This is a genomic window from Thermoactinomyces sp. CICC 23799 (genome assembly GCF_016055145.1).
GTDB classification, from domain to species: domain Bacteria; phylum Bacillota; class Bacilli; order Thermoactinomycetales; family Thermoactinomycetaceae; genus Thermoactinomyces; species Thermoactinomyces intermedius.
The window spans coordinates 356,814-380,881 of record NZ_JAECVV010000001.1 but is presented as its reverse complement, the minus strand read 5'-3'; the positions used below and the strand labels follow the sequence as shown (position 1 = coordinate 380,881).

Here is a 24,068-nt window from a genome sequence, read left to right as displayed (position 1 = left end):
ACATGGAATCATGCCATTTTCGTTAAAACGCTTACAAAACACAGCTGGACAAAAGCCGGTTTTCCCGGCCTTTGTTTTATAAGGACATTTTATAAATCTCATAAACATCTTCTTTGGTTAATTTTTTCATCCGTCCCAATGAACCGTGAGCCACTGCCTTTTCTGCCATCAGTTCCAGTTTGGAATCATCGATTCCGTAATCAGCCAAACGGCTGGGAGCGCCGATGGAACTCCAGAATTCCCGCAAGCGGTCAATTCCTTCTTCCGCGATTTCACGGTCCGATTTTCCTTGCGGATCCACACCGAACACACGAATCGCCAATTGCTTCATTTTGGCTTCGGTCACATCCAGATTGTACCGGATCCAGTTGGGAAATAAAATCGCCAAACCTCCGCCATGCGGGATATCATAAACGGCGGAAACGGCATGCTCGATTCCATGCGTACCCCAATCGCCTCGCATTCCCTGGTTAATCACTCCGTTTAAAGCCATCATTCCACAAAACATGATCGTTTCTCTGGCTTCATAATTTTCCAGGTCCTCAAGCAGCTTGGGTGCCGTCTCGATAACCGTCGACAGCAATCCTTCCACCATTCGCTCGTTGTAAGGAACATTGGGGGCTGGACTGAAATAATGTTCCAGCGCATGGGACATCATGTCCACAATTCCGTAAACGGTTTGATCTTTGGGAACGGTAAAGGTGTGAACCGGATCGAGGATCGAAAACTTCGGAAAGACCAACGGATGGCCCCAGCCGATTTTTTCTTTGGTTTCCCAATTGGTGATCACCGAACCGCTGTTCATTTCCGAACCGGTTGCCGACAAGGTCAAAACCGTTCCAAACGGCAAAGCATCTTTGGGAACGGCTTTTTTAATAATGATGTCCCACACATCCCCGTCATATTTGGCTCCTGCAGAAATGGCTTTGGTGGCGTCAATCACACTGCCGCCGCCGGCCGCCAATAAAAAGTCCACCTTTTCTTTCTTGCATATTTCCACGCCTTTATGTACCGTGGACAAGCGCGGATTGGGTTCAACCCCGGACAATTCCAGAACTTCTGCCCCGATTTCTTGCAAATATTTCATGATCTGATCATAGATCCCATTTCTTTTAATGCTTCCGCCTCCGTAAACCAGCAATACTTTTTTGCCGTAACGGGGGATTTGTTCTTTGATTGCTGCCAAAGTGCCTTTGCCAAAAAACACTTGGGTTGGGTTATAAAATGTAAATTGTTCCAATGGTTTGCACCTCTTTTTTTATAAATAGGCCTGTAAAAATAATAATAGAAACCCAACAGAAAATGCAATGATTCTCATGACAGTGATAAAAAACGGGACTGGATGTCCTTGGTGATCTCCTTCAGATCGCGGGCGGTGTTCAGGTACATTTGTTTCTCATCCGGATCTTGGGCCAATTGCCCCGACTTTTTCAACTCGGCCTCACACGTTTCCAATGCCTGTATGAGGTTTGCACGCCAGTGGGGCCGTGAACGGGAAGAAGAACGGTCCTGATAAAGGTCCGTCCACAAATTCCCGGACGAATCCACCTGGGCCAAAAACACATCTTCCAGTTTTAACCCTTGTTTTTCCAGTTCTTTCAACAACCATTTTTCGTTTTTCCCAATGCGCGACAATACTTCCTTTTCGATCTGTCCGCCAATGATGACCATTTCAGGCTCCCGTTCACGGTTCACAGGGAGATGAAGCATGCTGGCCGTTAGCGGCTGATGTTCTTTTTTCAGCATCACATTGACCGATCCGTCCGGCTCCATGATGGCAAACTCTACTTCCGACAAGTTGAAAATATTTTTCGCCCGCAATTTGCTCATCAATTCGATCGCAGTCATCCGCTCTTTCTTTAAATTTTCTTCCAGCACCTTTCCATGCTTGATCAACACCGTTTCTGTCCCGATAATCCACTTTCTCATTTTTTTGCTTTTGATCTCCAGATATTCGATGACAAATGCCATGATCACCCACACCAGAAGGGATAGCGCCCCCAAATACCATGAAGTCGGTTCCGATTCCAAAGGGATATATGCCGCAATACTTCCCAAAGTGATTCCCGTGATGTATTCAAACAGGGAAAGTTGGGAAACTTGCTTTTTTCCGATCAATCTTGTGAGAACCAAAAGGATCACAACCGTAAAAGCGGTTTTGAGCACAACCAAATACCAGCTCATTGGAAATCTTCCTCCGCAAATTCTTGATTGTCCTGTTTAGTATCCGAAAGGAAGATGCAATCTATACAGAAGAAAAAATACAGCCCGGAGCGGGCTGTATTTTTAGCGCGATCATTCAAATCCGCCGGCCATTTCATCGCGAAAACCAAACCAATAGGTAAACAAAAACCCTGCCGCATAAGACAAGACCAATCCGCTTAAATACAACAGGATTTGGCCGGGCAGCACCAAAAAGGTGAGAGGAAGACCGGAAACCCCGATGGCAATGGTGGCCACTTTAAACACAGCTTGAAAAGCCCCGCCCACGCCTGCTCCCAGACACGCCGTCAAAAAAGGCCTTCCCAAAGGCAAGGTCACCCCGAAAATCAGCGGTTCCCCGATGCCGAGCAAACCGGCCGGAAGCGCCCCGCCAATTGCCCTTTTCAACCGTTTCTTCTTTGTTTTCACATAGATGGCAAAGGCCGCCCCGACTTGCCCCGCGCCTCCCATGGCCAGAATGGGGAGCAACGGGTCATTGCCGATGGATTGGATCAATTCCAGATGAACCGGGGTCAAACCTTGGTGCAAACCGGTCACCACCAGCGGGAGGAAGGTGGCTCCCAGCACAAATCCGGCAATCACTCCGCCGGTATCCAGGATAGCCAGCAATCCTTTGGTAATCCCGTCGGAAATCAAACCGCCAATCGGCATAAAGACCACATAGGTGATGATTCCGGTAATCAGCAAGGCCATTGTCGGCGTAACAATGATATCCAGCGCTTGCGGGACGATGCGGCGAATCCGTTGTTCCAAAAAAGCAATAAAAATGGCGGCAAACATGACACCGATCAGACCGCCGCGTCCCGGCACCAATTCTTCCCCGAACAAGGTGATGTTCGCAATTTCGGGGTTGATCACCAAAATGCCGGCCAACGCTCCCAAAGCCGGGGAACCTCCGAACTCTTTGGCCGCATTTAAACCGACCAAAATCCCGAGGAATGAAAACAATCCGGATCCCATCACGGTCAAGACGGTTGCGATCATGGAAGTTTCCGCAATCCAACCGGCCTGCATCACACTTTTCGTAATCCCCGTGATGAGCCCCGAAGCCACCAGAGCCGGAATCAAGGGGATGAAAATGTTGGCGATTCTTCTTAAAAACAGTTTAAACGGGGTTTTGTTTTTCTCCTTGATTTCTTCCCTCTTTTGCTTTGCTTGTTCGTTTAAATCCCACTCGCCCGCATTTTTCATTAATATTTTGAATTCCTCGTATACCTTTGCCACTTTTCCGGGCCCCAAAATAATTTGCAGCGTTTCTTCCTCCACCACACCGATGACGCCTTCGATTTCCTTCAATGCCTCTTTATTGACAAGGCTTTCATTTTTGGGTTTGACGCGAAGCCGCGTCATGCAGTGGGTGTAAGAAGCGATATTGGAGGCTCCCCCCAAATGCTGCAAAATCTTTTGCGCCAGCACGCTGTTGTCTTTTCCCATCCCAATTCTCCTTCCTGCCGGTTAAATTTCTTTCAGCCGCCGGGTGGCTTTCCGGGTTTTATCCAACAAGCGGACGGTTTGGTCATACTCTTTTCCGGCCATCGCCAAAAACAAGGTATCAATCACATGAAGCTGCGCAATCCGGGAAGAAGTCGCCCCGCTGCGAAAAACGGCTTCCCCGGAAGAAGCGATATGCAAGCGGATTTCCGATAGATCAGCCACCGTGGACGAACCATATTTGGTCAGGCTGATGGTTTTGAGTCCATACTCTTTGGCCAAGCGCAAAATCCTCACAACTTCCGGGGTCTCCCCCGAATATGAAATGGCAAACACCACATCCCCGGGTTTGGCGTTGGCAATTTGGGTGGCAACCAGGTGCAAGTCAGAAAAAGCAGTCACCCCTTTGTTGATTCGCAGCCACTTTTGTCTGGCATCCAAAGCGATGATGTGGGAAGCCCCCACTCCGAAAAAGTGGACTTGGTTGGCTTTTAATAAAGCATCCACCGCCCTTTCCAACTCTTTCAAGTCCAGAACCTCGGCCGTGTCGCGCAAGCTTTGCACACTGTTGAGGGTCATTTTTTGCAATATCAACCCGGCCGGCTCTTCGGGCCGGATATCCCGGTAGCCGCTTTCCTCCGGCTTGGCCAGATCACCGGCGATTCGCATTTTTAAATCTTGAAACCCGTTTAATTGCAGGGACTTGCATAAACGGACCACCGTTGCCCCACTGGTGCCCGTCCGTTTCCCCAACCCGGCCGCAGTCTCGTGAACCGCTTCCTGTGGATGAGCCAAAATATATTCAGCGATTTTCCGCTCGGCCGCCGACAATTGATCCAACATCAAGCGCAAACGATGAAGTCCTCCTGCAGACAACTTCCTTCCCTCCCGTTAACGGGACCGGATCCCGAGCGTAATAGCTTCGCGGACGTGCCCGTTGGACTTTTCGAGCAATCCTTTGGCTTCTTCATAGCCGGTTTCAGACAAATGCATCACAATGGCCGTTTTCACTTCATTCCGGGCACGCCGGAGCAAGTCTTCCGCTTCCCGTCCGGACAAGCCGGTAATGGTGCGGATGATGTTGATGGCCCGTTTCTGCAATTTGTAATTGCTGATTTTGACATCCACCATCAAATTTTCATACACTTTCCCCATGCGAATCATCGCGGTGGTGGAAATCATGTTTAAAATCATTTTGTGGGCGGTTCCTGCTTTCATCCGGGTCGAACCCGTCAACACTTCGGGTCCCACAATAACTTCAATGGCATGACCGGCCACCTGGCTGATGCGTGCATCGCGATTGCTGGAAAGGGCCACCGTGTGGGCTCCGATGCTTCGCGCATACCGAAGTGCTCCGATCACATACGGGGTTCTTCCGCTGGCGGCGATGCCGATGACTGTGTCCTTTTCCGTCAAGCCAATCGTCTTTAAATCTTCTTCCCCCAGTTTTTCGTTATCTTCCGCCCCTTCAACGGCTTTCACAAACGCTTTTTCGCCCCCCGCCATCAAACCGACAACCTGTTCCGGAGGCGTGCTGAAGGTGGGCGGGCACTCAACGGCATCGAGGACACCCAGCCGTCCGCTGGTTCCGGCTCCCATGTAAATCAGCCGCCCTCCGCGGGAAAAAGAATCGCAAACATACTCCACCGCCACCTCAATATCCGGAAGCACCTCCTTGACGGCTTGAGCCACTTTTTGATCTTCCGCATTGATCAGTCTTAAAATCTCTATTGTATCCATCTTGTCAATCTGTTTGCTTCGTTCATTTCGGGACTCGGTCGTCAGACGACTCAGCTCTTCTTCCATGTAATACCCTCCAATCTTGAATGCGCTTTCATTATATCCGATATGAAATATTATTTCAATATAAATTAATTACATATAAAATTCCATTTCGCATGCAGGTAAAAAAAGAACGGAAGAACGTTCTTCCGCTACTCTTGATTCACCCAGTTGTAAAAAGAAAACCCATTTTCACTCAGAACCGGCTTTTCCTTCACATTGGTCTGATATAAACTTCCTTTTTGCCTGAATTTGCGCGAATACTCGGCCGCCTCTTCCGCCGTGCGCACATTGTTTTTATGCCATTCCAGCAAAATCCGGTCAATATAACGAAAATTCACTTTCCCGCAAAACACGGCTTCGCGGAGAGCGGCTTCGATGATCTCCTCTGAATAGCCGTCTTCATCAATCCATTGGGACAACATCTGGCATTCCATCGGGGACAGGGCCCGGCCGAATTCCAGTTCAAACATGCGGAATATTTGTTGATAACTTTCGCTGTCCGATTCGGTTTTTTTCTGTTTATGATCCAGATACGATGAGACCAATTGCTGAAACAGCGGGGTCAACTCGTAACTTTCACTCCGGATCCCGTGTTCGTGACCTTCTTCAATCCGGATAAATCCGCCGTGCAACAAACGCTGAATCAAGTCCACGATTTGATGTTGGCTGAGGCTCATGCGCTCTTCCAATTCCGCCACAGTCGGGAACGTCTTGTTTTCTTTTTCCTGATAAATATAAAGATGAATCAGCAACATGGCTTCGGTTTCCGTCAGTCCGAGCCGTTTATACTCCGTAAACAAAAGAACGGGCAAAGACACGAATCCTTGTTTCAGGAGATGAACCATTGCCGCTTGCACCGTTTCCTTCCGGTCCATGCTCTTTCACACCTCTCTTATCCTCCACTATACCATGATCCGGTTTTCCGAGACAGACTTGAAAAATGGATAAAAGCACCGGCAAAAAAACCGATGCTTTATCCTTTTCTATTATGGATATAACCGATTGAGCATCCGCGGGAACGGGATGGTTTCCCGGACGTGATCCAATCCGCAAATCCAGGCCACCGTCCTTTCCAATCCCAATCCGAATCCGGAATGGGGGACGCTTCCGTATTTTCTCAAATCCATATACCACTGATAAGCTTCTTTCGGCAAGTTATGTTCTTCATATCGTTGACGCATCAGTTCCGGATCATCAATCCGCTGGCTTCCGCCAATGATTTCCCCGTAGCCTTCGGGAGCGATCAAATCCGCACACAAAACCACTTCCGGTCGGTTCGGATCCGGCTTCATATAGAAAGCCTTGATCTCTGTCGGATAGTGGGTGATAAAGACCGGTTTCTCAAAGCTTTCGGCAATTTTCGTTTCATGGGGCGCCCCGAAGTCTTCCCCCCACTCAAAATCGGAAAATCCTTCTTTGTGAAGAAGTTCCACGGCTTCATCATAAGTGATGCGCGGGAACGGAGCAGTCACTTTTTCCAGGCGGCTGATATCCCGTCCCAATGTTTTTAATTCCGCTTCGCAGTTGTCCAATACATGCCGGACAACATGGGCCACCATATTCTCTTGGATTTTCAGGCTTTCTTCATGTTCCACAAAAGCCATTTCCGGCTCGATCATCCAAAATTCAATCAGATGACGTCTGGTTTTGGATTTTTCCGCACGGAACGTCGGACCGAATGAATAAACTTTTCGCAACGTCATCGCGGCGGCTTCCATGTACAACTGGCCGCTTTGCGTCAAATAGGCGTCCTCATCGAAATACTTGGTGTGAAACAGGTTGGTGGTCCCTTCACAAGAAGACGGCGTCAAAACCGGCGGATCCACCAATGTGAAGCCTTCGTCATTCAAGTATTGTTGCAAGGCTTTGATAATTTCAGCCCGAATGGTCAAAATGGCACGTTGCCGGGGGGAACGGATCCATAAATGGCGGTGGTCCAACAAAAAGTCCACCCCGTGTTCCTTTTTCGCAATCGGGTATTCTTCCGCCACCTGAATCACTTCGAGGTTGGTCACATCCAACTCAAAACCGCCGGGTGCCCGTTCATCTTCCCGCACGGTTCCCCATATGTACAATGAGCTTTCTTGTGTCAATTGTTTGGCGGCGTCCCAAATTTCCGGAGCCACTTGACTTTTAACCAGCACCCCCTGAATGAAGCCGGTTCCGTCCCGAAGCTGCAAAAATTGGATTTTTCCGCTCGAACGTTTATTGTAAAGCCATCCGCCCAGTTTAACTTCTTTTCCCACATGGCTGGCTATTTCTTTAATTGTCGTTAACACCTGTGTACCCTCCATCCGATAAGAATCACATTGAATTTTATTATACATCCGCTTATTTTAAGGAGTCAATGTAAGAGAATGCAACCTCTGCTTGCCACACAAACAACCTGTGCCGCATCCATCCCGTTGGCCGTTCACCGCCTGCAAGAAACTAAACCGTGCGGTATTGTTCAAGAGCTTTTGCCAATCTTTCTTTCAGAAGCTTTTTTAATGCAAGCGGCTTCTTGACCAAAGCATGCTCGCCGTATGCCAGAAAATAGTCTGCGAAAAAAGGAAGATCGTCTTTGGCAATTCTCCCCGTAATCAAACCCGAACCGTCTTCCCGTTTTTCCAGCGACAGACCGGGCCACGGAACCGGTTGAAATTTTTCTGTCCCGTTTCGGGTGAGCTCCACAACCATTTCCATCATTTCCCGATTCCGGTTCATCAGCGAAAAACGATTTTTCAAACCGACCTCCGATAAATCGACCGGCTTCGTGTTTTCGTCAACTTCCGCCGACAGGCTCCGGAGTTACAAAAAACACAAGCCGGAAGGTGATCGATATGGGTAAAGTGTACAAACAGTTCACACCCGAAACAGTCAATGAATGGGCAGAAAAATATTTAGAGGAAGCTAGGTTTTACGTTTATCGAGGAGCAAATTCAAAAAACTTTGTTGAACACTTAATTTCCAAGTACTGGTACGACTTAAGGGATGAATCAATTTTTATTGAAACCGTTTGGCAAGCAATTAAAGACACAATCTTAGATTACGATTCAAGTCAAGAAGCGTCCTTTTCCACTCTTCTTCACAGAAATATACGAAATGCTATCTATAAGGCATTTCGAAATAAAACAAAAATCGGAGAACATCAGATTCCGATAAGTTGCATGGGAACGCTAGACGAGGATGGAAATTACATTGAGTTAGATATTGAAGACGTTGAAAACAACTATTCGATTGAAGCTGATAATGAGCTACAAGAAAGTGTAGACCACTTGTTGGGGGAACTGAACAAAGACAAACGAGCGAATACCGAAAAACAAAAATTCATCATCAATTTCATCATCCAAGACCAGATCAAGGGATATATACAGACAGAAAAACACGCTTTTGAAAAACAAAAACCTGGAGCTAAAAGACAACCCAGAATTGGTTATAATGCGAAACTCCCTCGGCGGTTGTTGGCGAAGGAGTTAACAGAAAAATTCGGTGGTAGTCTGAGAGCAAATGAAGACTACATAGACCGCTTTAGAGAAAGAGCAAAAAAAGCCCTTGGGAATCGCTTGAACACGACTTATCCCAAGAGCACAAAAGAATTAGCCAAAAGAAATAAAGAAAAATTCTTCAATAAACAAGTATACCAGAAAAATAAAGAATATGAAGAGTACCTCGAAAAATTTAAAGTTGGTTTGGTTGGAAAACGTTATGTAATATAGAATATCCAATCTTTTGTGCATTTACTGCTGTGGGGTTGCTACTCAAAAAGCAACTCCACCCCATGAGATAAAAAAAATTTTCAAGATACCCTGTAAATGAAAAATCGCATGAACATATAAATAGTGAGGAGGTTTTTTCAATGAAAAATAGATTTGAAATCTGGTCCGCTGGTCATGGCCGTTACTTCTGTTATGTGGAAGATCACAAGATGAAGAACAAAATTGAGAAAAACAACAAGTGCAACTTGACCGCCTACTACATGACCAAAAGCGGAAAAGTGTTTGGGTGGCAATTTCTGATCCCAGATGTTGAAACCCGTGACTTTATACAACAAATTAAATGATACTTATAAATTGATTAAATTGATTAAATTGGAGCGATTAAACATGAACCGACAACCTGGACTAACGATCGAATGTGCCATTTGCGGAAAAACAGAAAGAGTCGATGAAAACACATCTATTGACGGGATTGCACCTGATTGGTTTATTTTCAACGAAATGATTTGTGACTACGTCTGTTCGGTAGAATGTGACATTATTGCTGACAAGCAATTTGATTATGGAGATGGTTTCCACATTGAAGAAATTATATATGAGGAGGTTATTTAACATTGGCACGTCAAAAATTGCCTCACTCAAAGAATTGGCGAGAACGGAAAATTGAAGACTGGAACGCAACCACTTTTCATGAATACTTAAAACATAAGCATCAAGAACGTTTTAATACTCCCTATCGTGCGGGAAATATTCGAGGCCAAAATACACAGATCAAAAATTACTACGAACAGTACGGGAAAGAAGAAACAAAAGAATTTATCGATTTGTGTTTCAAGCACTATAAAGACTATCACGGATACAACAGTTTGAACTTTTTCTATATGATTGGCAAGATGTATTACCTAATGGGTAAAGCTCAAAAGATTGTCGAACACAAACGGAAAGTGGAGCAATATAAACGTCGTCAACAAGTTAAAGAAATTGTAGAGGATAAACAAAAAGATAAAGTCGCTGATATTTTGAAATATTGGGGGATTGAACAATGACAAATGAAAAGAACTGCATCCTACGGGGAACCTGCAAAAAGGCAGGATCTCCCCAATGCAAGAAAACGTGCCCGTTGTATGTTGCGATGCATGGTATAAATGGCCTTGCTGGAAGAGTTCAAACAGCAAACATCCCTAAAGAGTATCGGTGGATGACCATTGATCACAACCCTGTCAGAGAAAGTCAAAAAACTGTTTTCGATTTGGTTGATAAATGGTCCAGGCACTTCTTCCCCATGATTTTCAAGGAAAATGCAGAGAGAATCAAACCGCTTTATCTATATTCTGATGAAGTTGGTACTGGTAAAACGGCCACTGCTGCATCCATTGCAAATTCTTTCTTGGTTTATACTTTCGTGGAATCTCTGAAACGAGGAAAACAACCACCGGAACGTCCGGTTTACTTCCTGGACTTCAACGAATGGCAACGGTCTTTTGCAGAATTTAACCATCCAAAGGTACCAAAAGACATTTCAGATAAAACTTCCGTTTTATAATCAACGAAACATTGCAAAGAGCGTTACCTTGTTGATTATTGATGATATCGGAATTGAAGAGCCTAGCAAACCGTTTCATGGAATTGCACATGATCTGATTAATCATCGATTGGTGAATTGGCTCCCTACAGTCTTTACATCAAACGTAAAGATGGAGGATCTTTTGTTGAAATACGATAAGCGAATGTATGACCGAATCCGGGACCATAACACACAAATTGAATTTATAGGCACCTCTCACCGTGGGTTGCGACAAGACTTTATCTACTGAAAGGGTGATTTTGGTGAACCCAAAATTTAAACCCGGAGATATCGTTAAAAGAACTGGTTATGAAGATGACATTTATATGGTTGAGCTTTGTTTTGATCATAACTTGCGTCTTTACAGAATCAGGTCTTTAAAAACCCATTTGTGGGCAATGTGCAATGAAGATGAATTGCAGGAATTAAAACCCAAATTTAAACCTGGGGATTTAGTAAAAGTTGTAAATTATGAGGGTGTTTATAAAGTTATCGAATCTGAAGAATTCGATCTAGGTTTACAAGATTATATGTATTGGCTGATGAATACAAAAACGAAAAAGTTTGTATATGGTGCAGAAGAAGATATGTCTTATTTCTTCCCCCGAAAACCTAAACCGAGTCGCCACAATAAAAAAGAATATTACAAGTACCTCAGAGAAGAAACAATGAAAAGGATTGATGAGAAGCTGGACCTCTACAACGATTACGGAGATCAGCGATTCCTTGATAAAGCAAAACGACTTGGCAGGTTTTTACTCAAAATTCCCGATTAAGGAGGAATTTTTAATGGCCATTGCTACGATGAAATTTTTCTCAAAAATGCTGGATACCAAATTTATTGATGCTTTTACACAGTACGGAATCACTACGGAGAAACTTAATAAGTCCGAACGTGAAATTTTCGAATATATTAATGAGTATGTCGCCAAAAATGGCGACACTCCTTCCCCAGAAGAAGTTGCAATTCAATTTGAACAATTTGTTTACACACCCACAAACTCGTCATTTGACGTCCTTGCTGAAGAAATTAATGAAAGACATGCGAAAAACGAAATCATCCGATTGATCCAGGGGAAGCTTAATGAAGATGATGATTTTGAGAAAAAAGATAATCTAAGCATTTTGATCAACCAGAAATCAGGACTAGAACTTATCGAAATCCTCCAAGACGAACTTGAGAAGATCAAGATGGAAACCATAATGCAAAAGAAAATTGGACTGTCACTTACAGAAGATTATGAATGGTTTTTTGACGAATATGAGCGAAGACAAAAAGGAGAATCTTTTAAGGTTTGGAAATCGAAATTCCCTACTCTAAACAACATCTTAGGTGGTGGGTACAGTTCAGGGAACTTATACACGTATTACGGCCGTTCCGGACGTGGAAAATCAATCATTATGCTGGAAGAAGCACTTGAGGCCCTTGTGAATGGTGCAACGGTTCTTTACTGGGGATTAGAGATGATTGCCTTTGAGCTTTTCTGTCGTGCCTACTCTTCTTTATCTGCACGGCAAGGTTTATTCCGTGGAAAATTGACAGAAGCTCAACTTGAACGCATTTTTGGAAACAGTGAAGAAATTATTAATCAAATTAAAGAATTGGGGATTGATTTTGAAGCAGGTTTTCCGCAAAAAGAGATTATGATGACAAGGTTGCCTGAAGATTTGAGAAAACTGTTGTGGGACTTTGCATCTTCACTAAACAAAATGGTTGACGGAAAATTAATTTTTAAAACAGTTGACATGAAAACCTTTAGGGACAAAAGCATTAAAGCCCTTCACGCTGAAATCATTCGAACCAAAGCTGATTTTGTTGTGGTAGATCCAGTTTATTTGATGCACAGGGAATACAATAGTAGCCGGACTTCTGGTGGGGATTTGGCAAAAACAGTTGTTGCTTTACGTGAACTTTCCGGATTAACTCAAACTACAATTTTAACTGCAACCCAAGCAGAAGAAGTTGATGTAGAAGAAGATGAAAATGGAATTCGTGAATTAAAGCCACCCAAACGGAAAGATGTTAAAAAATCAAGTTAAATCCGGGATGGTAGTTCCTATGTGATCAGTATGGATACTATTGATGGCCGTGGAATCCTGGTCCCCCGAAAAGCAAGAGGTGGCGGCGAAGATCAACGGATTGAAATAGTCTTTTTGCCAAACTACGGGATCATCCGTGAACTACCATCCATCGAGGAAATGAAAGAGTTTATTAAAGACAACCCTGTGTTTTAAAAGGAGTGTAACAATGGCACAAGTATACTTAAATGGTCAACTTATAGAAGTTGACATTCGAGAAGAACTTGAAGAATTCGAATGGAGAAATGCAACCTGGACCGCAAATAAATTGATCGCTTGTAGCCCTTTCAGAGACGACAACCGTCCGTCATTCTATTGCTTTCTAGAAGACGATCTAAGAACGGACGCAAAAGCAGGTTTCTGGGGTGATAGTGGTGGTTCTGGAGAATATGAAAAAGGCGGGTTTATTACCCTCCTTTCTTTTTTAAGAGAAGAAACCCCTGAAGATACTGCTGAATATTTGCTTGACAAATATGGTTCTTCTGATTCATCAAAGTTCCAATTTAAAAAATTGAGGCTGAACCAAGACACCATTAAAAAGGCCACACTCCCCCACTCTCTTATAAAAAATCTTGAACCCCATGATTACTTAGTTAATCGTGGAATCCCAAAAAACATTCAAAGAGCCTTGAAGGTTGGATACGACAAACAGAACAAAGCCATTGCATTTCCTTGGCTCCTTCCGGATGGTCAACTAGCAAATATCAAATACCGGAAAACAACCAGTAAACGCTTCTTTTACACAAAAGGCGGATGGAGTATTTCAAAGTTGTTATTTGGTATTCAGATATTTCACCAAAAAGATTACCTAGACATGGCCGTGATCACGGAAGCGGAAATTGATGCCTTATCTTGTATTGTAGCCGGGTTTCCTAGTCTAGCTGTCGGGGGATCTAAGTGGTCCGATAATAAAAAGGATCTGATTCTAGGCACAAATATTAAACGTGTGATCATTGCATCCGACAATGATGATGCCGGAAGAAACTTGAAACAGAAAATTACAGAAAGTCTTAATGGTCATGTACAAATTCTTCATGTGGCTTTTCCTGCTGATTGTAAGGACTGCAATGATGTTCTTGTGAAGTATGGAAAAGGTGGATTGAAACAAATGATTGAACAAGCAAAGGTGATCCGGTCCAGGTTTAACCTAAAACTGAAATGAGGGTGATTTTTATGAAGGATTTAATGTTGATTATCTCCCCCACTATTTGAGTGAGGGGGTTCTTTTTTTATTTACTGACACAAATTCAAACCCATCAACGAATATAAGGAAAGGAGGTATTAACAATGAAAAAACTTTATCAACAATGCCCAAATTGTGGCCAGCATAAACTGGAGAAACACGGCAAAAAGTGGGCACTTCTTATGTTCGGCGGGATAGGCGGTATTGCTTCATTGATCACCTTAGGAATTGGATTTGTTATTTTGATTCCAGTGCTGATTCTGATACTAATTTTTAAAAAGGAAAACTATAGATGCAGGAATTGCCAAGTGGTCATCCCAGAAAAAGAATATCTTGAACTTTCAAATTAAAAAGCCTTCCCTAAATCTTAGGAAGGCCTTTCTTGTGCTCGTCTTCTTTTTGTTGGCAACTTTGTTTTCAAACTCAAGTTGAGTCTTGGATTGTATTTGTGTATATCCTCAAAGATTTCAATTATCTTCTTGGGTTTGATCCCGTTTTTCGTTAATGAATATGTTAGTGCTAAAACAATTTCCTCCCTTTCCTTTTTTAACATTATATAACCTCCCTTAATAATGTTTTTTCACTGTTCGTCCCCGTAAACTTGATTTTTCCATTCTCAAATTGAACTTTTCCCTTCTCGAAAAACAGAATTATCTGTTTTCCTTCTTGTGTTTTCAACAAAACAATTGGATTTTCTACATTCCTCATGATGATATCCCCTTTCTATTATCAATTCTAACCACGCATTTAATTTTTCACAATATTTATATTTTTACTACAATAAGCCCTATTTACCATAATATTGGATTCAGATGTTAAAAATAAGCACATTTATGATGGATAAATTATTTAATGGGATGGTATACCACGAAAACCCTGCTATCACCAAACTTTTTAGAGTGACTTTTTAGAAAATTTGTTATATAATTCTTCTTGGGTGATAATGGTGAGTAGCCTGGAAACAATTGAGAGAAAGAAGATAGGGGACTATTTGAAGCGAGAAAGAAAAAGAAAAGGAATTAAAAGTTCCTTATTAGTGGAAGACGGTTTGTCACAGTCAACAATTTCAAATATTGAACGTGGAGTGCTTTCTGTCGATATCGGCCGCATTATTCGTTTATGCGAAAAGCTGGATATCGATGTTGATCAAATGGTCCAGGATCTTCAAGAAATAGACCAGAATAAAGAAACCGTTTTGGAACAATTACAAGGCATTGAAAGTTTGTTAGCCCATAACCTTTCAACGGAAAAATGCTTACAGATGCTTAATGAAATCCAGCATAAATACTCAATGAACACTCCCTACATCTTTTACTTACGGGGAAAATGTTATATCCGTACCAAACAATGGGACAAAGCAAAGCTTGCCCTTAGGCAATCCATTGAAATCTGCGAATCCAACCAAGACAATATAAAGTCTAATTCATTGTATGAGCTAAGCCGGGTTTGTTATTACACCAAAGAATTTGATCTAGCCCTGGAATATGTTGATCAAGGCCTATTTCACTTCAATGATGCAGGGGATCGGAAATATATCAGGTACAACCTTTACATCATGAAAGTATATATCCTGGAAGCCCAAGAAAAGTATGGTGAAGCCTTAAGTGCAATCATCAAGCTGTGGGAATTTATGCATGAAATTGATGATATGCGACTTGTATTGACTATGTATGAAAAACGTGCACTATTTTTGATCAAGCTAGGCATGTATGAGGATGCAATTGAATTTCTTTTGGAGGGAATCGAAAAGGCAAGGAGAAATGAGTTTCTGGACCGCTCCTGTGAGCTTTGGACAATCTTGGCAAATGCTCATTTACAAATGGGTAAATTGTCCAATGCGAAAGCTGATATAGAAATTGCAATAGAAATGATTGAAAACTGCAATGAAAAAGTTAAAGCCTACGCACACCTTACCTATGGAAAAGTCTTAAAAGAAGAAGGCCAACCGGAGCAGGCAATTGAGCAATTTAAAATTGCAAATAAATTTGCCAGATCCCACAAAATGCTGGACCACATCATTGATTCATACATCTTACTAGGGGATTGCTTTAGGGAAACTGGAAAGCTTAAAAAAGCAATGAAAGAATACAAAAATGCTGAAAGTGTCCTAACAAAAACGGGAAATAAAAATAAAGAACTAGATGTTGCATGGAGAATCTGTAAATGTCTTGAAGGGGAAGACAACAAAGAATCACTTCACGAACATTATAAAAATATTGTACAATTGATTATGGACTTGAAAGGAGTGGTTTAAATGGTTGCAACCAAGATCTTTGTTAAGTCTACAGTAAGTGATCCACCTGAAAGCTGATATGTATTAGAAGATCCTTACCAAGAAAAGGTAAGGATCTTTATTTTTATTAAGCAAAAATTTCAAGGAAAAGTTTTTGGAAATAATCATTTAATTCCTGCGGAACATCAATACCAAAGGATTGCAAGATATACAAAACAAAAAGTACAACAATAGCCCACAATTTTTTATCCTTCAAATATTCCTTCCAATTCATTAATAGTCCACCCTTTCAATAACGATTTTTTCAGCTTTATTGTCTTTGATGGCGTTTTGCACTGCTTCAATGACGTATTTGTCATATGCGGAGGTTACGACAATTTCCCCGTCAACTGCCACTTCATAAGCAGGTTCCCGAGGTTTTTCCTCCGGAAACAATGCATACCAAGTCGTGAAATCAACAATCCCCGTTGCAGGAAGCCCTTGCCCAATCGATACAGCGTTACCGTCTGCATCATGCCGTTCTTGCCAAGTACGAACAGACTGGGCTGTGGCCACCCCGTAGTAACCATCAGCATTTATTTTCAATCTATTCTGAATCTTTTTCACGGCATCCCCTTTAGAACCAATTTCAAAAGGAGCGCGATAATCTTCTACATATTCAATCTTCGGAAGCTCGCCAAAAAGTACTTTCCAAGTCTTTTCACCCACAATTCCATCTGCTGTTAATCCTTTTCCAATCGATACGGCATTACCATTTTCATCGTGCCGTTCTTGCCACATTTTCACACTTTCTTCCGTTGTGGCTCCAAAATACCCGTCAACCTTAACTTTAAGTCTTTCTTGAAGCTTGGACACAAGTTTAAGAAAACCGTCTTTATGACCTTTCTTCAAAGGTAATTCGTCCATCTCAACATACGTTGTGGCTGTTCCTGTGCTGGTGCTTGTGGGTTTCCATCCGTTAGGCCATTTTGCACGGCATTGGGCAAGGGACAACCCACCTGTCATTTCAAAGTGTGGGTAATCTTTAAAACTCGTCCAATCTCCACCCCATTCAAATCCTTGTTTTTTACAAATGTTAACAAACTGTTTCCACTTATTGTTTACATCCCAACAAGCCTTGCCATTCTCGATTAAGCAGAAGTCAAATGCTAAGCCGAAGTTGTGATAAGACTGCCCGGCTTTTGCATTAGTGACAATCTTACCCGGTTTTGTTCTTCCTTGAGCGTAAAGCTCATTTTGTTCCGCAAATGTCCTTAAACCTTGCGTAACAAGGATGTCAAGACCAGCTTTTTCTGCTTCTGCTAGTGCCTTTTGTGCCGCATCTCTCACATGAGGTTGAAGCTCCGCAAGTCTTTTTTGGTTTGTGTTGTGGTAGGTCATTGCCATATGCATCATCCCCTTTTCTTCTCTTTTAATAAATCAATGGCTTCTTTTAATTTTGGAGGGACTGGAACCCCTGCCCTCATAGCATTTTCAATGATGCTAATCATTTCGTTAACTACAAACCACATGAGGGTTGAGTTTCTGATTACATCTCCAGTATCCAAAACCATATCGGCAATATGGGAAGTTGCAATCAGCGAGAATATCAAAACCTTTTTTGCAATCCCAATTAAACCCCTAACTGAGGAAATTTTCCCGTTTTTCCCTGCGGCAACTAGCCCCGTGATTACATCGAAAAACCACAGGGCAATAAACACGCCAAACAATTCATGCCAAGTTCCAAAGATATAAACTAGAACCCCACCAGATACAGAAACTACTGCCTTGAAGAATGTTTCCATATTCACCACTTCCCTACTCATACACAATTTCCAAAGTTGCAGAACGACTCATAAGCAAATAGTTTTGTTGGGAACCGCTGGAATCGTAAATTGCAATTCCTCTCGCCGTTCCGTTCTTCAATGCCTCGCCGAAGGATTTCGGAAGTTCCACCCATTTACTTTCGCCAGGACTAAAGCTTGCCAAGTTCCCCGCACTGTTTGATAATGCCGGACTTCCCCCAGATGCTGACGTGTTATTGTGGGTATAGAAGTATAGTGGTCTACTGCTGTAGTAACCGCCTTTCGATTGGCGAGTGAGGTATATGCGGATACTCTTAATCGTTTTCCCAGATAAATCATTCCTAATATTCTGATAATCAAAGAACCATAAACCACGATAGTTACCAATTTGGGGTGCCCAGCTACCGGGGTCACCTTGGTAGACGCTGTCTGTTCTCCACCCGTAGGTTGGTTCATAAGAACCACAACCAGTAGTATTCCACGTACCCTTTCCGGGCTGTGTGCCAGTACTCGGCTTCTGACCTGCTGATGTTTGGTTCCACGTTCCAGTAATCTGACCACCGCCAGGTGTTGAGTGAGAACCTAGCGGCTCTGTTCCATAGCCGGAAATCAAACCACTTCCTGAAGCCCGGAAGTTTACATCACAGCCAGAACCTGCATTATCCACGGCATGGATTGTGCCACCTAATGAAGCAAATATTTGTGCTGAGGTTGCGTCATACACTTGGCAATTGATTACCTCCATGTTTGCACCTTCCGCTTGAATACAGAAAGATGCTTTCCCCTCTGCCTTAAGCGTCATGTCCTGAAGGACTACCCAGTTTGACGCATAGCAGCGGATACAAGCCACTACGAAGCTGTCTTGTGGGTGCTGAATTCCGTCATGAACAATAGTTCCACCGATTAGCTTAATCCTGTGATTACACGAGCCAATCCTGAAATGCCCATTTAGAACGGAACCGTTGAAACGGAATTCAATAATTCCCGAGCCGAATTTTCCGGTCAACTCAACAACTTCATTAAATTCACTTCCTTCTTTCATCTCTACAACGATATAAGCATTGTTGGCTTCTGGCAGGCTGTCAGTTAGTTTTTTCAAGGTAGCAAAAGGAGCGGATTCTGTGCCGTCATTTTCGTCTGAGCCATTATCAGGGTCGATGTAATAAGTTAGATTCGTATAGTTTTTTGTGACCACGTTGTTTCCTTTGATATGACCTACAAATAGCTCATCAAACCCTTGCGTGCGGGAATCCATTTGACAAACTATCTCATTTTCATCATTTAGCAAGTAAAACCTACCGTCTTGTCCAATGCCGTTAACGACTCCACCCAAATACAACTGACCACCTCGCACACGGTCAGCAAGCATTGTTCCAGCAACTACCTTGTCAGCAAAAGCACCATCGCCAGTAATGAAAGTGCCCCCACTCCAGTCCCAACCACCAACCGTAGACGGGTCGCCACCGGGTAATCTTTCATTTGATACAGCAACTATTCCATTTCCGATGAAGATAGCCTTTGTCGGGTTTTGGTCTGGCGGTTTATCAAGGTTAAGCATTCCGCCTTCTGTCAGCCGGACGGTTCCGGCTCCCGCTAGTATCTCATTCCGCACTGCGTCAATATAACCGTCAAGCCAAGAGGTTGGAACAGGTTTATCTTTAACCCGTTCTTCTAAGTCAATTTGACGCTCAACATGTTGGAAGGGATTTTGAACATTTCCGATTTGAACTTTAGTACTTTCCGGATTGATTAAGTCCCTTTCGATTTCAAGCACTCTTGCTTTCAGTCTCAATTCCGGGTTGAACTTGCGGTCAATCACTACAACCTCATCACCAAGCCTAACGGCTTCGTGCCGATGACCTTCCACAGTTTCAAGGTCAATCACATCAAGTTCATAGGATACAATTGGTTGGCTAAGTTGTTGATATGCTTCCCACGTTCTCTCAAGCAATTTAACCGGGTCTTCCTCGTCTTCAAATTCAATGACACGTTCTCTATGAATTAACCCACCTTGACCGTCTGGTCTTCCGTAGCGTTTTAATGCCTCTTCTGTTCCTATCCAATCCTGTCCTAACGGTTTATCAACGGGGTCTCCATTGGCAACCGACCACTCAACCTCCGTGAAATCTAGCTTTCTGCCGTATCCTGTGCCCTCTTCGTTCTCCTCACCTTTTCCTCTGCCGATAAGGGCAGTACAGAGGTTGGACGTGTCAACGGTTCTTTTGATATTGGTTACGTCTTTACCATAAACAAACCGCTTGCCTCTGAACTGCCCACGTTGGCTAAACAAATCCACAAATCTTCCGGTTATTTTGCTTCCGGTGAATTCTGTCCGAAAACGCAACTCTCCACCGAACAGTTCAACAACTTCATATATACATTGAAGAGTTGATTTGTTATAGAAGACATGGGTGGAAGTTTCATTTCCATCAACATGCCCAACACTCCACCGTGTTTTCTGCAGAATCTGATTTAACATATATTCTGCGTCCTGGTCTTGAGGTCGAATATCACGGATAATATAGTCATTTAATTCGGTATAGGCGTGCTCACAATACGCATGCCGGACAAAGTCTTCCCCATGTTCGTCCTCTATTTCTTTAATGACAAACTCCTGCCAGACACCGTCGATATCCTGATACAAGACAATGTTCTCTTCCACTACAAATTGAGCTTTTGGATGATTGGCAGGCACAGAGAACTCTAAAACGTTTTCCCCGTTAACCTGTTCCCTGTGCACTGCGTCTAAGATGGTGGGATTGCTTCCGTTTTGGAGAATGGTCTCTATCTTTTCGTCTCTGTTTAAAATCCAAAGTTTCATAATCACACCCACCTTTCCGTAAACTCTAAGTCAACACTAGCCGCTCCGTCAGGGTCAAATAAGATTTGGTCTCCGTTTTTGATTGCGAAGAAGTCAGAGTCAATCGACAGGTCTTCCATAATTAGGAGCGTATTTAGTTTGACCGATTCATTAGCACAATCAATTTCCAACTTGTCTCCCGGTTGGAATTCATGATTGATAAGGATGAACTCCGAGCCGTTGGATATTTTGAAATAAGGGGTGGCTCTAGAAAATTGAACATTGAATCTAGGATACGCCGGATACGTCCCCAGATACTCAAGAATGTCATTACTACCTGCGGCAAGGTTGCCATCAAAGTGATAAACGTTGTTATCCTCTGTGGGAGTTGCAGGCTGATTTGAATTAAATAGCTCCTCCACTTCCACAGCTTCTAGTGCCCTCGTGAAAATAACAACATCGTCTATAAGGTTATTCCAGTGATTGCTGTTTTCTCGGCTGACACCAAGCCACAGATATGTCATGCCATTGAAATTTAACGGGTAAACCGTCCTGTCTGCTTCGCCTTGGAATTCCCCATTCAAATAGAGGTAAATGTTGCTTGTGTCCCAAACCACTGCCAAATGATTCCACCCGGAACCTTTTGGAACTGAAATTGCTTCCTTGCCGCCAATCTCAAGCACGTATGAAGTTGTTTCCTCGTCCTTAAATAGATGGAATCTTGATTCCGTTCCAGTTGTGTCAAAAGCCGTAGCTTGAAGTTGTCTTTTCATTCCATCCTCGTATACCCACATTGAAATAGTTCCCGCTTCGTTTAGCTCTTCCGTCAGATGGTCAATCCATACCTTTAGTTCTTCAGGATTTCGATTGCCCGTATTATGCCAACTGGTGGGATAGCTTCGCTTCTCCAGTTGCCACCGGGACGCACCATTAGGAATAAGCCTTATAATATCAGTTGCCGGAGTAATTTTATTTGGTTCCTGTTGTCGGATATACCAAGTCATCGTGTCGCCAATAGTTGGCGTTTCGTTGGTGTCCTCTGTCACCAGCGTATACCTGATAGTTAAGTTCGAGTCGGATAAGTCAACATCTTCAACAAATGCCTGATTATGATTCATTTTTGACCACGTAGTTCCGTCAAGGCTATATTCAAAAATAACGGATGTTGCCTCTGCACCGTGGTTTTGCGGTAAGATGGCAGTTGAAGTAATCGCCTTGCCGATGTTGCTAACATCTACGCTAGGTAGCGTAATAGTTTTACTCGGAACATATCCTGAATAAAACTCGTAAGAAAGTCTGTCAGCGGATGGCGTCAAGCTAACCCTGCTTGTTGTCAAAGTGACTCTATACTGAAACCTTCCATTAGACAAATCTGTTGCTTGGCTAATTCCCTGAATGACATTTCCCGATACAGGCATATATTCAGACCACGTATTACCTCCGTCAGTAGAAATGCGAGTCTCTACCAAAACGGAAGTACCTTCTGGGATAAATGCTGTTAATTCCGAAATAGCTCGGGATGCCTTCCCAACTTGGCTAATATTAATAGGAACGGATTCCCGGTACCCACTCGTGACATATCCGCTGTGAATTTGGATTTGCAAGGATTTTAGGTCGGGGCTGTCAGCACCATGGATGCTGAACAGTTCCACCATGACTTGTATTTTTGTCTGGTTTTCTTCCAAGTCTTCCCCTTCCAGAATATTGACTATTTCTGCGTCTACAACTTCAACCCATTCCCCAACTTCGCCATTATCGTCACGTCTGACATGGAACTTGACATCGTGAAAATACTCAGGTAAAGGGTCAAAATCCGTCCACGTTGGAGTTAAATAAGCATTCGCGACCAGCTTTGCGTCAGAAATGTCAAACCATGGAGACTCCCAATAGCCGTAATAAACATTTCCTGCAGGTGGTGCTCCCCGGTCTTCTTGATGATAAATAACCCAATCAAGCGCTAAGGAACTCCCTGTCGGAGCTACTCCAGAAAAGAAGAACAAGATTAAAGCGGTTGAGTAGTTGGTCATCGTATAAGTTGTGTGCAAATCCCCGTCAACATATAGCTCCGCAATACTCCCTGCTGATGCCCCTGCCGGAATCCGGATACGTGCCATCCGCCATTCCCCATTAGTATCAGGGAGGGTCAGGTTAGCGAGTATGGAACCATTTGATACATAGACGGATATTCCATTGTTGGCATTTTGTGTTTTAAATCGAAATTCCATCGTAAAACCATTAGTGAAACTCAAACTAACATTTTTCCTCATTCCCCCAGATTGAGACTGCCCTCCAGTCTTAACTATCTCCACATATTCCGGGTATTGGTTGATTTGAGTATTAGAAGCGTTATGGTTCGTCCAGTCCACGTGATTATACATATCCGACCAATATTCCCAATCTAGAATATTGGTTAGCTCAAGATTTTCCCCAGCATCAGCCCTTGTGTTGTGGTGGGTTCCGGAGTTCCAGTCCGTAGTTGTTTGGAAAATCTTTTCGACGTCAACGCCCGATTTCGTTAACTCGAGAAAGTCATTGTCTACTTCTTCAACCCCGACCAGTGTTCCTGATTCCCAACCACGGTCAACAGCCCCTTGATAATCCGTTCCCTCCTTTTCGAGCGAAAGGACAGGCAATTCTTCGGTCTTTTTGTGTTCGATGCCTGCTGAACCGTTGACCGTTGTCAAGTAATAGTCCGCACCTTTTACCACTGCTAACTCCTCAACTTGAGGATTAGAGGCGGTTTCCAGCAGGTTTTCAGTTCCCTCTTCGACGAGGATTGCTTGGTCAAACTTACCGGGCTTATAAATTGGATAGTTTTCAGTTACTACCGTGCCATCTTCCCGATACCTTATACCTGCTCGAGAAAAAATAGCACTAGGAGAATCCACACGCTGAACCTTAGTTTCTCCATGTGCGAAGGGGTCGGGAGCAATAAATTTAATGGTTGTCCAACCATATTCAAGCATTTCATCTAAGTCAAGACTGTCGACACAAATTGCTTTATAATACAAGCCCTTTTCCACGCAAACCTCTAACTTTTCTAGATGCTCACTCCTCAACCAAGTGTTAATCCTCCGCACTCTCTGCCATAAATCTTGTCTACTTTCTCCCTGTAGAAACACATCAAATTCGATTTCGTAAATATCAGTTTCTACACCATAGAAATAAGCACCATGATTGCCTCGCACTTTCTGAAGGACGGCAGAAGACGGAGCGGTCATGCCCCGCCTTACTTCTAGTACCTTATCGAAGTAGTCTAATGCGTGTTGTCCCTTAAATTTAAACATT

At 43.3% G+C, this 24,068-nt stretch carries 25 protein-coding genes; 11 read left to right on the top strand and 14 right to left on the bottom strand.

Going from position 1 to position 24,068, the window contains the following annotated elements:
* Positions 1 to 76: 76 nt before the first annotated feature.
* The 8 genes from I8U21_RS02075 to I8U21_RS02040 form a co-directional block, all read right to left on the bottom strand.
* Positions 77 to 1,240 (bottom strand): iron-containing alcohol dehydrogenase, encoded by a 1,164-nt coding sequence (locus I8U21_RS02075; RefSeq protein WP_181732860.1) that lies wholly within the window; start codon positions 1,238 to 1,240, stop codon positions 77 to 79.
* A gap of 74 nt (positions 1,241 to 1,314) precedes the next feature.
* Positions 1,315 to 2,184: a DUF421 domain-containing protein gene (locus tag I8U21_RS02070; RefSeq protein ID WP_198053161.1), complete on the bottom strand. Its 870-nt coding sequence runs from the start codon at positions 2,182 to 2,184 to the stop codon at positions 1,315 to 1,317.
* Between the two features lie 111 nt (positions 2,185 to 2,295).
* The gene (locus tag I8U21_RS02065) at positions 2,296 to 3,657 is read right to left on the bottom strand and encodes a PTS transporter subunit EIIC (protein ID WP_198053160.1); all 1,362 of its coding nucleotides are present in this window, start codon (positions 3,655 to 3,657) and stop codon (positions 2,296 to 2,298) included.
* A 21-nt stretch (positions 3,658 to 3,678) separates the two neighbouring features.
* On the bottom strand, positions 3,679 to 4,530 hold the full coding sequence (locus I8U21_RS02060) for a MurR/RpiR family transcriptional regulator (protein WP_198053159.1): 852 nt from the start codon (positions 4,528 to 4,530) through the stop codon (positions 3,679 to 3,681).
* A gap of 15 nt (positions 4,531 to 4,545) precedes the next feature.
* The gene (gene murQ, locus I8U21_RS02055; protein WP_198053158.1) at positions 4,546 to 5,460 is read right to left on the bottom strand and encodes an N-acetylmuramic acid 6-phosphate etherase; all 915 of its coding nucleotides are present in this window, start codon (positions 5,458 to 5,460) and stop codon (positions 4,546 to 4,548) included.
* Between the two features lie 128 nt (positions 5,461 to 5,588).
* Entirely contained in the window at positions 5,589 to 6,314 is a 726-nt protein-coding gene (locus I8U21_RS02050) for a DnaD domain-containing protein (protein WP_198053157.1), read from the bottom strand.
* 111 nt (positions 6,315 to 6,425) lie between these two features.
* Positions 6,426 to 7,733 carry an asparagine--tRNA ligase gene (gene asnS / locus I8U21_RS02045; RefSeq protein WP_198053156.1) on the bottom strand — a complete coding sequence of 436 codons (1,308 nt, stop codon included), beginning with the start codon at positions 7,731 to 7,733 and terminating at the stop codon, positions 6,426 to 6,428.
* A gap of 136 nt (positions 7,734 to 7,869) precedes the next feature.
* A complete protein-coding gene (locus I8U21_RS02040; protein ID WP_198053155.1) occupies positions 7,870 to 8,166 on the bottom strand; it encodes a WCX domain-containing protein in 297 nt (98 codons plus the stop codon).
* 95 nt (positions 8,167 to 8,261) lie between these two features.
* Between I8U21_RS02040 and I8U21_RS02035 the strand changes: the two genes are divergently transcribed.
* From I8U21_RS02035 to I8U21_RS01990, 10 genes are all read left to right on the top strand, one after another.
* Positions 8,262 to 9,137, top strand: a complete 876-nt coding sequence (locus I8U21_RS02035) for a hypothetical protein (RefSeq protein ID WP_198053154.1) — start codon at positions 8,262 to 8,264, stop codon at positions 9,135 to 9,137.
* A 140-nt stretch (positions 9,138 to 9,277) separates the two neighbouring features.
* Positions 9,278 to 9,481, top strand: coding sequence for a hypothetical protein (locus I8U21_RS02030; RefSeq protein WP_198053153.1), 204 nt, complete (start codon positions 9,278 to 9,280; stop codon positions 9,479 to 9,481).
* 43 nt (positions 9,482 to 9,524) lie between these two features.
* Positions 9,525 to 9,749, top strand: coding sequence for a hypothetical protein (locus I8U21_RS02025; protein WP_198053152.1), 225 nt, complete (start codon positions 9,525 to 9,527; stop codon positions 9,747 to 9,749).
* A gap of 2 nt (positions 9,750 to 9,751) precedes the next feature.
* A complete protein-coding gene (locus tag I8U21_RS02020) occupies positions 9,752 to 10,183 on the top strand; it encodes a hypothetical protein (RefSeq protein WP_198053151.1) in 432 nt (143 codons plus the stop codon).
* A complete protein-coding gene (locus I8U21_RS02015; protein WP_198053150.1) occupies positions 10,180 to 10,680 on the top strand; it encodes a hypothetical protein in 501 nt (166 codons plus the stop codon). The genes I8U21_RS02020 and I8U21_RS02015 overlap by 4 nt, the downstream gene beginning before the upstream one ends.
* A 284-nt stretch (positions 10,681 to 10,964) precedes the next feature.
* Positions 10,965 to 11,477 (top strand): hypothetical protein, encoded by a 513-nt coding sequence (locus tag I8U21_RS02010; protein WP_198053149.1) that lies wholly within the window; start codon positions 10,965 to 10,967, stop codon positions 11,475 to 11,477.
* A gap of 13 nt (positions 11,478 to 11,490) precedes the next feature.
* Entirely contained in the window at positions 11,491 to 12,741 is a 1,251-nt protein-coding gene (locus I8U21_RS02005; RefSeq protein WP_198053148.1) for an AAA family ATPase, read from the top strand.
* 21 nt (positions 12,742 to 12,762) lie between these two features.
* Positions 12,763 to 12,936: a hypothetical protein gene (locus I8U21_RS02000; protein WP_198053147.1), complete on the top strand. Its 174-nt coding sequence runs from the start codon at positions 12,763 to 12,765 to the stop codon at positions 12,934 to 12,936.
* Positions 12,937 to 12,949: 13 nt separating this feature from the next.
* Positions 12,950 to 13,942 carry a toprim domain-containing protein gene (locus I8U21_RS01995; protein WP_198053146.1) on the top strand — a complete coding sequence of 331 codons (993 nt, stop codon included), beginning with the start codon at positions 12,950 to 12,952 and terminating at the stop codon, positions 13,940 to 13,942.
* Between the two features lie 125 nt (positions 13,943 to 14,067).
* Positions 14,068 to 14,313, top strand: a complete 246-nt coding sequence (locus tag I8U21_RS01990; protein WP_198053145.1) for a hypothetical protein — start codon at positions 14,068 to 14,070, stop codon at positions 14,311 to 14,313.
* A gap of 17 nt (positions 14,314 to 14,330) precedes the next feature.
* Here the strand turns inward: I8U21_RS01990 and I8U21_RS01985 are convergent, their stop codons facing one another.
* On the bottom strand, positions 14,331 to 14,516 hold the full coding sequence (locus I8U21_RS01985; protein ID WP_198053144.1) for a hypothetical protein: 186 nt from the start codon (positions 14,514 to 14,516) through the stop codon (positions 14,331 to 14,333).
* A gap of 393 nt (positions 14,517 to 14,909) precedes the next feature.
* Between I8U21_RS01985 and I8U21_RS01980 the strand changes: the two genes are divergently transcribed.
* On the top strand, positions 14,910 to 16,217 hold the full coding sequence (locus I8U21_RS01980; RefSeq protein WP_198053143.1) for a helix-turn-helix domain-containing protein: 1,308 nt from the start codon (positions 14,910 to 14,912) through the stop codon (positions 16,215 to 16,217).
* 106 nt (positions 16,218 to 16,323) lie between these two features.
* Here I8U21_RS01980 and I8U21_RS01975 read toward each other — a convergent pair whose 3' ends face one another.
* Genes I8U21_RS01975 through I8U21_RS01955 form a run of 5 tightly spaced genes read right to left on the bottom strand, consistent with a single transcriptional unit; the run spans position 16,324 to position 24,067 of the window.
* Entirely contained in the window at positions 16,324 to 16,470 is a 147-nt protein-coding gene (locus I8U21_RS01975) for a hypothetical protein (RefSeq protein WP_198053142.1), read from the bottom strand.
* A complete protein-coding gene (locus I8U21_RS15110) occupies positions 16,470 to 17,582 on the bottom strand; it encodes a M15 family metallopeptidase (RefSeq protein ID WP_255516907.1) in 1,113 nt (370 codons plus the stop codon). Before I8U21_RS15110 ends, I8U21_RS01975 begins: the two co-directional genes overlap by 1 nt.
* 5 nt (positions 17,583 to 17,587) lie before the next feature.
* A complete protein-coding gene (locus I8U21_RS01965; RefSeq protein ID WP_181729151.1) occupies positions 17,588 to 18,001 on the bottom strand; it encodes a phage holin family protein in 414 nt (137 codons plus the stop codon).
* Positions 17,994 to 20,801 (bottom strand): phage tail protein, encoded by a 2,808-nt coding sequence (locus I8U21_RS01960; protein ID WP_198053140.1) that lies wholly within the window; start codon positions 20,799 to 20,801, stop codon positions 17,994 to 17,996. Before I8U21_RS01960 ends, I8U21_RS01965 begins: the two co-directional genes overlap by 8 nt.
* 2 nt (positions 20,802 to 20,803) lie before the next feature.
* Complete coding sequence (locus I8U21_RS01955) at positions 20,804 to 24,067, bottom strand: distal tail protein Dit (protein WP_198053139.1); 3,264 nt, start codon at positions 24,065 to 24,067, stop codon at positions 20,804 to 20,806.
* Position 24,068 lies beyond the last annotated feature (1 nt).

Excerpts from the sequence above, each read along its gene's own strand:
- I8U21_RS01965 (WP_181729151.1), bottom strand. The coding sequence starts at position 18,001 with ATGAGTAGGGAAGTGGTGAATATGGAAACATTCTTCAAGGCAGTAGTT.
- I8U21_RS02070 (WP_198053161.1), bottom strand. The coding sequence starts at position 2,184 with ATGAGCTGGTATTTGGTTGTGCTCAAAACCGCTTTTACGGTTGTGATC.
- I8U21_RS01955 (WP_198053139.1), bottom strand. The coding sequence starts at position 24,067 with ATGTTTAAATTTAAGGGACAACACGCATTAGACTACTTCGATAAGGTA.
- I8U21_RS02025 (WP_198053152.1), top strand. The coding sequence starts at position 9,525 with ATGAACCGACAACCTGGACTAACGATCGAATGTGCCATTTGCGGAAAA.
- I8U21_RS02035 (WP_198053154.1), top strand. The coding sequence starts at position 8,262 with ATGGGTAAAGTGTACAAACAGTTCACACCCGAAACAGTCAATGAATGG.
- I8U21_RS02050 (WP_198053157.1), bottom strand. The coding sequence starts at position 6,314 with ATGGACCGGAAGGAAACGGTGCAAGCGGCAATGGTTCATCTCCTGAAA.
- I8U21_RS01960 (WP_198053140.1), bottom strand. The coding sequence starts at position 20,801 with ATGAAACTTTGGATTTTAAACAGAGACGAAAAGATAGAGACCATTCTC.
- I8U21_RS02030 (WP_198053153.1), top strand. The coding sequence starts at position 9,278 with ATGAAAAATAGATTTGAAATCTGGTCCGCTGGTCATGGCCGTTACTTC.
- murQ (WP_198053158.1), bottom strand. The coding sequence starts at position 5,460 with ATGGAAGAAGAGCTGAGTCGTCTGACGACCGAGTCCCGAAATGAACGA.
- asnS (WP_198053156.1), bottom strand. The coding sequence starts at position 7,733 with ATGGAGGGTACACAGGTGTTAACGACAATTAAAGAAATAGCCAGCCAT.
- I8U21_RS02005 (WP_198053148.1), top strand. The coding sequence starts at position 11,491 with ATGGCCATTGCTACGATGAAATTTTTCTCAAAAATGCTGGATACCAAA.
- I8U21_RS02015 (WP_198053150.1), top strand. The coding sequence starts at position 10,180 with ATGACAAATGAAAAGAACTGCATCCTACGGGGAACCTGCAAAAAGGCA.
- I8U21_RS01975 (WP_198053142.1), bottom strand. The coding sequence starts at position 16,470 with ATGAATTGGAAGGAATATTTGAAGGATAAAAAATTGTGGGCTATTGTT.
- I8U21_RS01990 (WP_198053145.1), top strand. The coding sequence starts at position 14,068 with ATGAAAAAACTTTATCAACAATGCCCAAATTGTGGCCAGCATAAACTG.
- I8U21_RS15110 (WP_255516907.1), bottom strand. The coding sequence starts at position 17,582 with ATGGCAATGACCTACCACAACACAAACCAAAAAAGACTTGCGGAGCTT.
- I8U21_RS01995 (WP_198053146.1), top strand. The coding sequence starts at position 12,950 with ATGGCACAAGTATACTTAAATGGTCAACTTATAGAAGTTGACATTCGA.
- I8U21_RS01985 (WP_198053144.1), bottom strand. The coding sequence starts at position 14,516 with ATGTTAAAAAAGGAAAGGGAGGAAATTGTTTTAGCACTAACATATTCA.
- I8U21_RS02065 (WP_198053160.1), bottom strand. The coding sequence starts at position 3,657 with ATGGGAAAAGACAACAGCGTGCTGGCGCAAAAGATTTTGCAGCATTTG.